The organism is Candidatus Izemoplasma sp. (assembly GCF_982632705.1).
The window spans coordinates 1-13,670 of record NZ_CEXEES010000042.1; the positions used below are offsets into that span (position 1 = coordinate 1).

Genomic DNA, 13,670 nt, shown 5'->3' on the forward strand with positions numbered 1-13,670 from the left:
AGCAGGAGCAAATAAAGGTTAAAAAAAAGGCACTCAATGAGTGCCTTTTTATTTTTGATAAATTTTGAAACCGAAGTGTTCTAATGTGATTGATTTACTAAGTGTAACTTTTTGATCAGTGAATATATCTTTGAATGTTTGTCCTATGTATTGCTTTGGTAATAGGATTTCATTCTCAGGATATGATTTAGATAGGATAAATACTAAATCACCTTTCTCATAGATGATATACTCTTGTTCATCAGAATAATCAATCCATCTTAAATCTGTTTCTTTAAATCCTGTGTATTGTTTTCTAAGAGAAATCAATTGTTTCATAAATGAATGCATATTTTGATCCATATCATCCCATGGGAAACAACGTCTATTATCAGGATCATGTTTTCCAGATAATCCTACTTCACCACCATAATAAATCGATGGAGCACCAGGTAAACTAAACATAAATATATATGGTAGTTTAACCAAATCAATATTGTTGTTACATATTTCCATTATTCTAGTTGTATCATGTGAATCAACTAGGTTATATTGCGCTTTTTGTACGTTTTTCGGATAGTCTGTGAATACTTTGTTGATTTTATAGATAAAGTCTTTGGCTTTATATTGTTTGTAATCTATATTTGTTCCAAAGTAATTCCATATTGGGAACAGAACACCATAGTTCATTACTGCGTCATATTGATCTCCCATAAGCCAAGGATTTGAGTTATCCCAGTTTTCACCGATGATATAAACATCCTCTTTGACATCTTTAACTCTTTTTCTAAATTCTCTCCAGAATTCATGGGGAACTTCGTTACTTACATCAAGTCTCCAACCATCTATATCATACTCTTTGACCCAGTACAAAGCTGCGTCTAATAGGTGTTCTCTCATAATTGGATCGTTTGTATTAAGTTTCGGCATATATGGTGTAAATGCGAATGTTCTAAAGTTTAGTAGTCTTGGATTATCATGATATTTCTTCATAATATCTCTTGGAATACGTTTCGTTAGATCAACATCTTCATCAAATACTGGTTTGTTTTTATCAATAATATGAAAACTATTGAAGTATTCACTATCCTGTCCTTTTTCTAACACATCAATAAAGAATGGATGGCTAATGCTACAGTGATTAAACACGGCATCAAGGGTTACTTTTATCCCAAGACTATGTGCCTTTTCCACAAGTTTTTTGAATGTTTTATTTGTACCAAATGCGGGATCAATTTTTTTATAATCGATGATATCGTATTTATGAGATGTAAAACTTTCAAATATTGGAGTCATATAGATACCTGTGATACCAAGATCTTTCAAATAATCCAACTTCTCAATAACACCTTTTAAATCTCCACCAAATCGTTGTTCATTACTATATTTATCTGTGATACCCCACTCGAGTATGTTTTCCTTTTGAAGTTTCTTATCTCCGTTATGGAAACGTTCAGGAAAGATACTATACCATACTTGATCTTCAACCCAAGCTGGTGCTTTGAATAAATCCTCTTCATTTAAGAATGGGAAGTTAAAGTATCCAAATAAGTTCTTTTTTTGTTCAGGGAATTCTACTAAATCAACAGAACCATTTGCACCGTATAGATACTTACCATTAATTACAAATGCATACTTCATCCTTTTAAATTCTGGTTTAAGAGCGATAAAGAAATGATCAAATTGATCTGTTTCATATTCTTTATTCATGTATAAAGATTCACTTGTTTCTATTTTCCATTCCCATACATCTGGGTCTGTTTCACTAGACCCCCAAAAGAATGGGTCTCCATATATTACTTCAACTGTTTCTACGTGTTCTCTTTGTGCGATTAATCTTAAATGCACAGTATCTTTGTCATATAGATATGCAAATTTACTCTTGGCTTCATGATATACTACAAAATTCATAATTTCCTCCTTTAAATGAAAAAGCCAGACTTAGTCTGGCTTTTAGTTTATTACACATCTTAGCCGCCAGTGCTAAAATATATTTAGTCTGGTCCTGGTTTAGGATTTAAGGGATCCTTGGTTGGCCATTCACTACCCTGTTTTTATTATAGTATATAGTTAGTATTAAAGTCTAGGCTTAAATGCGATGAATAATCCTCCACCGATTAAAGCGATTCCAGCTACAACTGCGATAATGATTGTAACTAAGTTTTCATTTCCACCAGGTTCTGGTGCTTCAATAACAACTACATTGATACTAATTGTTTTTGTTGTTCTTACATCATTCTCATCTTCAACAGTGATTTCTATATCGTAAGTTCCTTCAACTTCATAATCAATATCGCTAGCTATAGTCACTGTAGTTCCAGTTCCTATTTCTTCAACTATAGCATCAATTAAGTCTTGATCATCAAACATGTTTTCTGAACTGTAATCTTCTGTTAATAATGGTGTTGTAAGATCAGTTACTACCTCTTATGCATCAATATAATTCGGATTTGAGATATACATAACAACCGATTCACTAGGCTCCATTTGATATGTCCCAGATACAACTTCTAATACTTCAGTTCCTGCATATTCATCGTTTACTACAACGTTCCACTCTAGACCTAATAAGTCTATATATGCGATACCATCACTATTATTGTGAGCTACCATTATATAAGCCCATGGATTATCTCCGTCGAACATTAGATATTGGATAGTTCCAGCAGATTCAGGAATGAAAGTCATTTTGCTTTCCATTTCTTCAATTGAATCTAATCTGAAGTTAGGGTTTGCTTTTCTTAATTCGATTAAACCTTTGTAATATTCGAATACGTTGATATTATCAACTTTCCATTGCCAGTTAATTTGGTTTGTTTCATCAGGTGAACGATAACTATTGTGATCGTATGATGCAGTTGCATCACATTCACCTTGATTTTCTCCACCGATGACAACACAAGGTTTGGTTCTCATGATTTCAACACCACCGTGTAGGAATGGAATACCATTACTAAGTAGTACAATTCCACCAGCTTGTTTTACCATGTTCTGTGCTTGTGCGTGTGTAATATCAGTTGTTGATAACATAATCTTATCTAATAACACGTTATTATCGTGTGCTGTTGCATAGTTAATTGTTTGGTTTGGATTTGGAGCCCAACCTCCAGGTGTGTTAAATCCTACAACATTTGCAGAACCTGTGATTGCCATTCTAATACGTTCCATTGTAGTTCCATCAGATGCCCCTTGGATAAATCCAGGAGTAGCTTCATCAAATACACTACCTTTGATACCATCACGAGCGTCATCACTGAATACTGCGACACCAGGCATTTGATCTAATGTACCTTTGTATGCTGATTCATCTTCTGGTAATTGTGATCCACCTGCATCCCACGGTTCACCATAGACTAAGATCGTTGGATCTATTTCGTGAAGTGTGCTTGTAAGTTCTGCCATTGTTTCTGCGTCATGTAGTTTCATTAAGTCAAATCTAAATCCTGAAACGTTATATTCTTCAGCCCAGAATACAACACTATCAATCATGAATTTACTCATCATATAGTGTTCACTAGCTGTTTCGTTTCCAGTTCCTGATCCATTACTGAATGAACCATTTTCGTTCATTCTGAAGTAATATCCAGGTACGATTAAATCGAAATTACTATCTGCGGATTGTCCGTGATGATTATATACTACATCCATAACAACTCTAATATCTTCATCATGGAATGATTGTACTAATGTTTTAAATTCAGTTACTCTAGCTTCTCCATCGTATGGATCTGTAGAGAAACTACCTTCAAGTGCGTTGAAGTTTTGAGGCATGTAACCCCAGTTGAATACAGTATCTTTTTTACCTGTATAATCTTCATCTAATATTCTAGTTTCATCAACAGCTGCTCCAAAGTCAAATACTGGAAGTAATTGAACATGTGTAACACCTAATTCAACGATATGATCAAATCCAGTTGTAACACCTTGGTATGTTGTTCCTGTTTCTACTAAACCAAGGAATTTACCACGGTAATCATCTGTCCCATTCCAACTTGAATGAGTTGTATAATCTCTAACATGGATTTCTGTAATGATTGAATCGTTGTATGATTGGATTGTATCGGGTCTAACACCAGCTACCCAGTTATCTGGGTTTAAACGTTCGAAGTCTACGATCATTCCACGACGTCCATTAATCCCTGTACTAAATGCATAAGGATCAGTCACTTCGTTTGTGTATGCTCCATTTGTTACTTCATATGTATAATATTTACCATGTAAATCTCCAGATACAGTAACTTCCCAAACACCTTGTCCAATATATACTAAATCGTGTTCAGCATAAGGAGTGTTTGTTCCTGCTTGTCCTGAATAATCTGTTTCATTTGCTTTATGTCCATACTCATATAAGTTTAATGTTATTTCCTGTGATACAGGAGCCCATAACTTAAATGTTGTTTCTGTTTCTGAGTAGATGGCACCAAGTTCTCCATCATATCCGTATGCAGCGTTGAACTCATCACTTGTGTATAATCCACCAAGTCCAACAACATATTCTTTAGGATCCTCAAGTGGATCAAATTCAATTTCTAATGAGTATGTTTTTGTAAGGTCTGCCCCACTTGGTAAATCAAAACTACCATGTCCATTGAACATTAAGAAGTTTGTGATTACAGCTGGGACACCGTCTTCTAATAATGTAATATCTTCTAAGACAACATCTATAGATGCATCAAACGATATTGTGTTAATATCTTCAAAGTTTACATTTGAAGCTCTATCTGAGATATCTACAGCACTGTCATCGTAGTAAATGGTCGGGTCTCCGCTTACTAGGTATACATGTACTTCACCTAATTCATTTGGATTTGTAAGATCCATGAATCTATCTAAGGCAACATCTTTATCCCAAGAAGAAGTTTTAACGATTACTCCAACTGAAGTAGCTCCTTCTAAACTTGTTCCTGCCAAGTTTATTTCCATATATTTACCGAATGAATCTTCGCCATTAAAATTATAGTTTGCACCATCACCTGGTGTCGGTTCATAAGCCCATAACCATAATTGCCATCCGGCATATGCAGGGTCAAATCTATGGTAATGTACTACTAATTTTGTAGGTGTATCAGCTTCCACTGATTGTTGTATATTGATCAATCCAATGATTGCGATCAACATAACGATTAATAACTTTTTAATTGTTTTCATAAAAACCTCCTATTTATAACAACTACAGTATAACACAAAATGTAGTTACCACTATTGTGGAAGCGGTTTCCTCTTTACTCAAAATCATTACATTTCCTTGTGTTTATAGTATAATAAAATTGAAGGATTATATCATTTTTTAAAGGAGTTTTGGATATGAAAAGAAAATGGTGGCAAGATGCCATAATTTATCAGATTTACATCAGAAGTTTTAATGATTCAAACAATGATGGAATCGGAGATTTTAAAGGAATAATAGAAAAATTAGATTACTTAGAAGATTTGGGTATTGATGCTGTTTGGGTGTCTCCACACTATGAATCACCAATGGATGACAATGGGTATGACATTAGTGACTTCTTTAAGGTAAGTAGCGATTATGGGACATTGGAAGATGTAAAAGAGTTTATAAAAGAAGCGCACAATAGAAACATTAAAGTGATTTTTGATTTAGTGTTGAATCATACCTCAGACGAACACGAATGGTTCAAAAAAGCGTGTGATCCAACAGATAAGGATCATGAAAAATATCATGATTACTATATATGGCAACCTCCAAAATACGATGAGTTTAATAATCGTAAAATGCCAACTAACTGGAGATCTTGGTTTGGAGGACCTGTATGGGAATACAACGAACCAACTGATGAATATTACTTACATATATTCAGTAAAAAAATGCCAGACTTAAACTGGCGAAACAACGATATGAAACAGGAATTAAAAGATATGGCCAAATGGTGGATTGATTTAGGTGTTGATGGATTCAGAGTTGATGCATCAAATCATCTTGAAAAAGATTGGACCTTCCCAGAAGGACATCCTGGATACGAATATTTCAGTAGTTTACCTAAACATCATGATTACTTAGAAGAAATGGGTGTTGATGTTTTTCTTCCAAGTGATGTGATGGCAATGGGTGAAGCAGGTGGAGCGACTAAAGAAGAAGCTATAAAATACTGTGGATTTGAACATAATGAATTTGACATGTTGATTCATTTTGGGCATTGCTGGGCTGATACAACAGATAATGATGTAACTCCTGGTAAATGGGCAAAAGGGGACTTGAGAGTTACTGATATCAAGAATAGTTTCAATAGATGGCACCAAATGTTAAAAGGTGAAGGTTGGAACTTAATATATTGGCATAATCATGATCATCCAAGAGTAATTTCACATTATGGAAACGATAAAGAATACCATAAGGAATCAGGTAAAATGTTAGCTTATACATTATACTTAATGCCAGGTACACCTATATGTTACCAAGGTGAAGAAATAGGGATGACAAACGTTGATTATGATAATCTTGAAGATTTTAGAGATGTTGAGGTATTTACTGAGTATAACAACTTCAAAGAATTTGGAGCTTCACACGAAATAGCAATGCAAGCACTTCGTGATAGAGCACGTGATAACGCAAGAAATCCATATCAATGGAATAATAGTCAAAATGGTGGATTCAGTGAATCAACACCATGGATGAATACAAACAGAAATTACACAACGATAAATTTAGAATCTCAGGTATCTGATCCAGACTCAATATTTAGCACATATAAAACACTATTCAAAATGAGAAAAGAATTGAACATTAGTGACGGGAAAATGACTTTCCTTTCAATAGAAAATAATGATTCATACATCTTCCATAATGAGTTAGATGATTGTGAATTATTAGTTGTAGCTAATTTTAGAGGATACGACATTGAAGTCTCATTAGATATAGATTTAGACGGATTTAATCCAGTGTTATATAATTATGAAACACAAATCGTCTCAAAAAATATGACATTAAAACCATATGAGGCAATTGTATATAAAAAGTAGGAGGTAATTAAATGAAAGAATATACTATAACTATCATGAATAGTACACACCTAGAAACTGATATGAAAGTATTCGTAATGTTACCCAAAAGTTACTACAAAAGTCAGAAATCATACCCAGTCTTATATATGCACGATGGACAAAACCTTTTTGACGAGAAACTTAGCTACAATGGGACTACTTGGGGTATAGCAGAAGCATATGAAAACTACCCTGAATTACCTGAGGTTATTGTAGTTGGTATTGAAACAGAAGGTGATTTCCGTACAGACGTACTTGTACCATTCACATTCAGTTTTGATGAAGTAGGTATGCCAGAGTTTGGTGATAAACCAGTTGGTGGAAAAACTGATCAGTATTTATCATTCATAACAAAGGAATTGAAACCATTTATAGACAAAAAATATAGAACATTCAAAAATCCAAAGAACACAGCAATTATGGGGTCTAGTTTTGGTGGAGTGTGTTCAACGTACGCCGCACTAAAATATACAGATTACTTTTCTAGATTTGGATGTGTTTCAAATGCATACTATGTGATTCAAGAAGAGTTAGAGAACTTAGCAAAAAATGCAAACATGTCTGGGGTTAAGAAACTATACATGGATGTAGGGACAAAGGAATCTTCAAGAGACATAGAATCTGCACAATATATAGAATCAAATAATAGAATATATCAAATTCTAAAAGATAAAATGAATCACGAATTAATCAAACTTGAAATCGTAAAAGATGCAGTCCATAACGAACTTGCATGGCAAGCAAGATTGCCTAAAATTATTCAGTTTTTATTCAATGATTAAAGCAACCATTCTGGTTGCTTTAATTTATTGTGGTCAATAGGTAATCAGGGTTATGAATGAATATATAATTAAACTAAAAAAAACTACACAAAGTAATTGACAAATACAGTATATTATATATAATATGTATACAATAAGTTTATAACTAATTGACTACATGTATACAAATACTAAACAATATTCAATATATGTATTTTTTTATGGGTCATTTGTTTATAATGGTTAAACTTAAAGTTAGGTGGTGCTTGATTTGAAAAGAATAGTTGAGATAAATGACATAACAAAAAGCTTTGATGAGAACATAGTTCTTGATCATATTAATCTGTCCATTAATCAGAACGAGTTTGTAACATTGCTTGGTCCAAGTGGATGTGGTAAAACAACTCTTTTAAGATTGATTGGTGGTTTTGAAACACAAGATAGTGGTTCGATTTTATTTGATGGGTTACCTTTAAAAGATATCCCTGCAAATAAACGAGAAATTAATACTGTCTTCCAAAACTATGCGCTCTTCCCACACCTAAATGTATTTGACAACATTGCCTTTGGATTAAAAATTAAGAAGATGAGTAAAGAAGATATATCTAAGGAAGTTCTTCATGCATTAAAAATGGTGAAGTTAGATGGATATAAAGATAGAAAAATTACACAACTTAGCGGAGGACAACAACAACGTGTTGCGATCGCTAGAGCAATTGTTAATAAACCTAAATTACTGTTATTAGATGAACCACTTGGGGCACTAGATTTGAAACTTAGACAAGATATGCAGTACGAACTTAAAGAAATGCAAAAAGCATTAGGTATAAGTTTTGTGTTTGTAACTCATGACCAAGAAGAAGCACTTACTATGAGTGATACGGTTGTTGTTATGAATGATGGAGTCATTCAACAAATCGGTACACCAGAAGATATCTATAATGAACCAAAGAATAAGTTTACAGCAGACTTTATCGGGGAAAGCAATATAATCCCTGGTATTATGAAAAAAGACTTCCTTGTACATTTTGAAGGAATTGATTTTGAATGTGTAGATAGTGGTTTTGATGTAAACGAATCTATTGATGTTGTTATAAGACCTGAAGATATTGTATTAAAACTTGAAATGGATAATGCTCTTAATGGTATTGTTGACGATATTGCATTTAAAGGTGTTCATTTTGAGATTTCAGTATTAGTAAAAGATAAAGCGTATATTATCCATTCAACAGACCGTCAGGAAATAGGAACACGAGTTTCACTTCACTTTGATCCTGATGAGATTCATGTAATGAAGACATCACATGAATAAATTAAAATTCTTAGGAATACCGTATTTATTTTGGATGATATTACTCGTTGTTATCCCTACTTTATTTATTATCTATATTGGGATAACTGACTATAATTTATACAAAGGAACTGGTGGTGCACTGTCACTTGATAACTTTGAAGTATTGAAAGACCCCGTCTTAATCGCAGCTGTTAAAAACAGTTTGAGACTAAGTATACAGGCAACACTTATATGTCTAGTGATTGGGTATCCAGTCGCATACTATTTATCTAACTTAAAAACAAGATATAAGTTATTGATTGTATCTTTAATCATATTACCAGTATGGAGTAATATGTTACTGAGAATCATAGCGTTTGAAACAATCTTTTTTGAAAACTCAATATTGAATATGTTCGGAATCAGTATTGATATTATTGGAACTGATTTGGCAATTCTTATTGGGATGACAAGTATGTACCTCCCATTCATGGTGTTACCGATTTATACGGTACTTGAGAAACTTGATAAATCAGTTATAGAAGCATCTACTGATTTAGGAGCCAATGGATTTCAAACATTCTATAAAGTGATACTACCTCTTAGTATTGGAGGAGTGGTCAGTGGTATTATTATGACACTTTTACCAGCGATGACTGCGTTTGCCTTACCCGAACGATTAAGTGGAGGTAAGACTCTATTAATTGGGAATGTTTTAGAGAAATTAATATTCACAGAATCCAATTTAAATGCAGCATCTGTGATTAGTTTTGCCTTGCTAATAATGATCGTTATATTATTTATGCTACTTCTTAAGACTGATAAAGAAGGAGAGACATTAATATGATAAAACTATCAAAGGTATTTAAATCAATCGTTACGTTTCTAGGTAAAACAAAATGGTTATACATAACAATAATCGCATATGGTATTATTTATTTCCCAATATTTGTAATTGGATTGCTTTCATTCAATAAAAGTAGTAGATCATATAAGTTCACTGGATTTACATTCAAATGGTATCAAGAAATTATACAAGACGAGATATTGTTTGAGGCGATTATTAACACTTTAAAAATTGCAGTGTATTCAACAGCAATCGCTGTAATTGTAGGTACACTCACAGCGATAGGAATAAACAGCCTAAAAAGGAAGTTTAGAGTTCAATTTATGATCCTAAACAATATACCTGTAATTAATCCAGATATTGTAACAGGAATAGGATTAATGGTTGTATTTGGAATCTTATCATTTGAATTTGGCCAATATACAGTATTAATGGCACATGTATTCTTTAGTATTCCATTTGTTGTGTTAACGGTGTTACCGAAACTAAAAACATTAGATAAGAATCTATTTGACGCAGCTAGGGATCTTGGATGCAATAGATTTCAGGCGATATATAAGGTTATCATTCCATCTATAAAATCTAGTATCATTGCCGGTGGATTAATTGCGTTTACTATGAGTATAGATGACTTTGTTATTACATACTTTACAAGTGGTGCAAAATATATGAATGTAAGTTTATATTTATATTCAAGAATAGGACGTAAGAATTTTAGTCCTGCAGCGTATTCTTATAATACGTTACTAATACTTATTACGGTTGCCATATTGGTAGCATTTAACATAAGAAACAATAGAAAGATGAAGGAGAATTTAAGATGAAAAAAATATTAATGTTATTATTAACTGTTGGAGTTGTGTTCACGTTGAGTGCTTGTGGACCGAAAGAAGATGCAAACTGCTTAACAACAGGAGAAACAGAAGAATTAATCGTACTAAACTGGGGAGAATATATCGATCCTGAACTGGTTGAACAATTTGAATGTGAGTTCAATGTAGATGTTGTATACCAAGAAGTTGGAAGCAATGAGGAAATGGAATCTAAAATATTAAGTGGTACAGCAGATTATGATGTTGTATTCCCAAGTGACTATATGATTGATAAACTACAAAAACAAAACCTATTAAATACAATAGATTATACCAAACTGCCTGCACTAGAAAATAACGGTATACTACAAGCTGTTGAAGACTTATACGGTGATAAAAGTTATGCTGATTATATGGTTCCTTATTTCTGGGGAACAATCGGAATTATGTATAATACTGACAATGTAAGTGAAGATGATTTAACATCATGGAACGTATTATTTGATCCAGCAACAACGTATGATATTGGAATGTATGACAGTTCAAGAGATGCAGTAGCTGCAGCCTTAATGGCACTTGGTTACAGTGTTAACTCAAATGTAACGAGTGAACTTAACGAAGCGGAAGCATTGCTATCAGGTGGTACATACGAAATATTTGGAGAAGACAATCTAAAACTTCAAGTCATTCAAGGAAACTTAGATATGGCATTAGTATACAGTGGTGATTACTTTGATGAGTTATATGCAGCTGAAGAAGAAGATTTAGATATTAATTTTGGATACTATGTACCAGAAACTACAAATGTTTGGATTGATGCAATGGTAATACCAACAACATCAACCAATGTAGATTTAGCACATACATTCATAAACTTCTTAATCACAGAAGAAATCCACGAACAAAATGCTGATTGGGTTGGATATGCGCCTGTCTTAACAAATGTATACAATACTCTAACAGATCCTGATGGAGATTATGGTTATGATTACGATAACTACAATCCAGTACCTGATGGTTCATCAAGAGAAATGTTTGAATTCGTAAGTGATTCAAGATTTGAAAGATTAAACGATATCTTAAATAACGCTAAATTAAGCCAAGACTAATAAAAAAAGAGAATCCAATGGATTCTCTTTTTAATTGCTATATTGATGATAATTCTTGATAAAGACCTTTCATAACTGCTAAGTATTTCATATTATAGTTTAAATAAATTGAAACTGAATCTAAAGCATGAACAATAACCTTTAAAGGTATTTTGTGTCTTCTTATTACTTCGACTATATCATTAAACTGGATACGTTCTAAATGAAGTCTCTTTAAGGAATTATATGTGTTTTTGGACATCTTACTTCTTTCATCATCGATGAATTGTTGTAGCTGTTCTTTTTCATTATCATCCATGGTGTCATCGTCATTGACATAAACATAGTTCAGTACATAGAGTGTAAATTGAACGATAGGTAACCTTAGATTCGGACTCATCACAAAACTAGATATTTCTGCCTTTTTAAGCAATTCATTTCTTGATGATGTAATCTCTTTTTCATACTCTGAAATCAGTTTACTTTTTGATGATGTTTCCAGTCGTTTTCTTTTCTCGCTGAATGGATTATGACTTCTTTGACGATAGCTTCTAATTGATCTTGTTTTTTTGCTATTTTTTGCATCAACTGCTAAATCAACTACAACTTCAATCAATAACATCAATAAATATCCACCAGCACTATGGTGATGATGATATCCAAAAAAACCATGGTGTCCCCTCATATAGTTATCCCCCTAATGAATTATGGTCAATTAATTTATACCATTTACTTTAATTCTAAGTATAGATTTTTTAGTCCTTTGATATATTGTAAATCAAAATTTATGATTGACTCTAAAGTGTCAAGTATTTTGTATAATGCTGCACTGTTAAGTTTGTACTTATCTACAAGCTCATTAACAACGAAAAAGCTACTTGGATCCTTTATGTTTGCACGAATTTCCTTATGCAATGATTTTTTTCTAATTTTACTAACTATATAGTTTTCTAAAAGAATTTCATCGTCTTTAGTAATACTATTATTGTTAGAGAATAGAATAAATGATAGAAGTTGAATTGTTAATATATTATAACCATCTCTATTTGATTCATTAAGAACAAATAAATCATTGACAGAGTTTTTGAATTCATTCTTTACGTCAATAAGACTACTAGTAAATTCTTTGAAGTTTCTTTCTTTCTCAATCTTTCCTGCGATTCTTTCAGAATGATTTGTTAAGTACTGATTATCCTTAAAATTGCTATACTCTTCTGTTGAACTGATATTGTAAGAAATTAATTTTTAGTATAATCTTGAAAGGAGTCCTTCTTTCTTTTTGGATTCTTTATTACTATTCATATGATACCTCCATAAGTGAATTTAATACATCACATAATGGTTTGTGGTATTGTGGTTTGTCTTGTACATATTTTGTTATATTTTCTATGATCATAGAGATAGGTCTTAATGTGATCCCGTTTTTTGAAGTTAATTCTATAATATCTGGAATTAAAACTCTAGAGAATATTGTGTCATGTAAATCATCTTGTTGTTCTTTGTTGAACCTAGAGAACTTTGATCCGATATAACTCTCAATATATTCCTTTTCAAAAGTACTAAATACACCATCATCTTCATGCATAATATAGTTAAGTATTTGTACAGCTAATTTTAATAATCTATACTTATTACCATCTCTACCAATGTACATAGTAGTATATGCTTTATCATTGAACAGTTGAAGAGTTTCCTGTAAGTTGCTAGTATCATGGTCAATAGATATGACCGTTTGGTTTTCGCTTTTTGTATCAGAAACTATTGTGAAATAAATATCTTCTATTGTTCCAAATAAATTATCTATCATAGTATCACCACCAATATTGATTATATCATATTTTATGTCAAAAATAGTCTTGAAATTTTACTAAAATATCAAGCTTTATATCTTCCTATTTTCCTATATATATG

Annotated in this window: 11 protein-coding genes; 6 read left to right on the top strand and 5 right to left on the bottom strand. The window is 32.4% G+C overall.

Going from position 1 to position 13,670, the window contains the following annotated elements; all coding sequences use genetic code 11:
• Window positions 1–48: 48 nt before the first annotated feature.
• The 3 genes from AC2LE6_RS06350 to pulA all read right to left on the bottom strand — a co-directional run bounded on the left by AC2LE6_RS06350 (window position 49) and on the right by pulA (window position 5,127).
• Window positions 49–1,890, bottom strand: coding sequence for a glycoside hydrolase family 13 protein (locus AC2LE6_RS06350; RefSeq protein ID WP_484478422.1), 1,842 nt, complete (start codon window positions 1,888–1,890; stop codon window positions 49–51).
• A 165-nt stretch (window positions 1,891–2,055) separates the two neighbouring features.
• Complete coding sequence (locus AC2LE6_RS06355; protein WP_484478423.1) at window positions 2,056–2,349, bottom strand: hypothetical protein; 294 nt, start codon at window positions 2,347–2,349, stop codon at window positions 2,056–2,058.
• Window positions 2,350–2,406: 57 nt separating this feature from the next.
• Window positions 2,407–5,127, bottom strand: a complete 2,721-nt coding sequence (pulA, locus tag AC2LE6_RS06360; protein WP_484478424.1) for a type I pullulanase — start codon at window positions 5,125–5,127, stop codon at window positions 2,407–2,409.
• A 156-nt stretch (window positions 5,128–5,283) separates the two neighbouring features.
• Between pulA and AC2LE6_RS06365 the strand changes: the two genes are divergently transcribed.
• The 6 genes from AC2LE6_RS06365 (at window position 5,284) to AC2LE6_RS06390 (ending at window position 11,780) form a co-directional block, all read left to right on the top strand.
• Window positions 5,284–6,957 carry a glycoside hydrolase family 13 protein gene (locus AC2LE6_RS06365; RefSeq protein WP_484478425.1) on the top strand — a complete coding sequence of 558 codons (1,674 nt, stop codon included), beginning with the start codon at window positions 5,284–5,286 and terminating at the stop codon, window positions 6,955–6,957.
• Between the two features lie 11 nt (window positions 6,958–6,968).
• Complete coding sequence (locus tag AC2LE6_RS06370; RefSeq protein WP_484478426.1) at window positions 6,969–7,760, top strand: alpha/beta hydrolase; 792 nt, start codon at window positions 6,969–6,971, stop codon at window positions 7,758–7,760.
• Window positions 7,761–8,010: 250 nt separating this feature from the next.
• Complete coding sequence (potA, locus tag AC2LE6_RS06375) at window positions 8,011–9,051, top strand: spermidine/putrescine ABC transporter ATP-binding protein (protein WP_484478427.1); 1,041 nt, start codon at window positions 8,011–8,013, stop codon at window positions 9,049–9,051.
• A complete protein-coding gene (locus AC2LE6_RS06380) occupies window positions 9,044–9,859 on the top strand; it encodes an ABC transporter permease (protein WP_484478428.1) in 816 nt (271 codons plus the stop codon). The genes potA and AC2LE6_RS06380 overlap by 8 nt, the downstream gene beginning before the upstream one ends.
• Window positions 9,856–10,683, top strand: a complete 828-nt coding sequence (locus AC2LE6_RS06385) for an ABC transporter permease (protein WP_484478429.1) — start codon at window positions 9,856–9,858, stop codon at window positions 10,681–10,683. Before AC2LE6_RS06380 ends, AC2LE6_RS06385 begins: the two co-directional genes overlap by 4 nt.
• Window positions 10,680–11,780, top strand: a complete 1,101-nt coding sequence (locus tag AC2LE6_RS06390) for an extracellular solute-binding protein (protein ID WP_484478430.1) — start codon at window positions 10,680–10,682, stop codon at window positions 11,778–11,780. The genes AC2LE6_RS06385 and AC2LE6_RS06390 overlap by 4 nt, the downstream gene beginning before the upstream one ends.
• 37 nt (window positions 11,781–11,817) lie before the next feature.
• Here the strand turns inward: AC2LE6_RS06390 and AC2LE6_RS06395 are convergent, their stop codons facing one another.
• Window positions 11,818–12,444 carry a hypothetical protein gene (locus AC2LE6_RS06395; protein ID WP_484478431.1) on the bottom strand — a complete coding sequence of 209 codons (627 nt, stop codon included), beginning with the start codon at window positions 12,442–12,444 and terminating at the stop codon, window positions 11,818–11,820.
• 609 nt (window positions 12,445–13,053) lie between these two features.
• Window positions 13,054–13,566: a hypothetical protein gene (locus tag AC2LE6_RS06400; RefSeq protein WP_484478432.1), complete on the bottom strand. Its 513-nt coding sequence runs from the start codon at window positions 13,564–13,566 to the stop codon at window positions 13,054–13,056.
• Window positions 13,567–13,670 lie beyond the last annotated feature (104 nt).

What these genes read in the sequence shown, in the direction of transcription:
- AC2LE6_RS06400 (WP_484478432.1), bottom strand. Translation starts at nt 13,566, where the DNA reads ATGATAGATAATTTATTTGGAACAATAGAAGATATTTATTTCACAATA.
- AC2LE6_RS06390 (WP_484478430.1), top strand. Translation starts at nt 10,680, where the DNA reads ATGAAAAAAATATTAATGTTATTATTAACTGTTGGAGTTGTGTTCACG.
- pulA (WP_484478424.1), bottom strand. Translation starts at nt 5,127, where the DNA reads ATGAAAACAATTAAAAAGTTATTAATCGTTATGTTGATCGCAATCATT.
- AC2LE6_RS06365 (WP_484478425.1), top strand. Translation starts at nt 5,284, where the DNA reads ATGAAAAGAAAATGGTGGCAAGATGCCATAATTTATCAGATTTACATC.
- AC2LE6_RS06355 (WP_484478423.1), bottom strand. Translation starts at nt 2,349, where the DNA reads ATGTTTGATGATCAAGACTTAATTGATGCTATAGTTGAAGAAATAGGA.
- AC2LE6_RS06395 (WP_484478431.1), bottom strand. Translation starts at nt 12,444, where the DNA reads ATGAGGGGACACCATGGTTTTTTTGGATATCATCATCACCATAGTGCT.
- AC2LE6_RS06370 (WP_484478426.1), top strand. Translation starts at nt 6,969, where the DNA reads ATGAAAGAATATACTATAACTATCATGAATAGTACACACCTAGAAACT.
- AC2LE6_RS06385 (WP_484478429.1), top strand. Translation starts at nt 9,856, where the DNA reads ATGATAAAACTATCAAAGGTATTTAAATCAATCGTTACGTTTCTAGGT.
- AC2LE6_RS06380 (WP_484478428.1), top strand. Translation starts at nt 9,044, where the DNA reads ATGAATAAATTAAAATTCTTAGGAATACCGTATTTATTTTGGATGATA.
- AC2LE6_RS06350 (WP_484478422.1), bottom strand. Translation starts at nt 1,890, where the DNA reads ATGAATTTTGTAGTATATCATGAAGCCAAGAGTAAATTTGCATATCTA.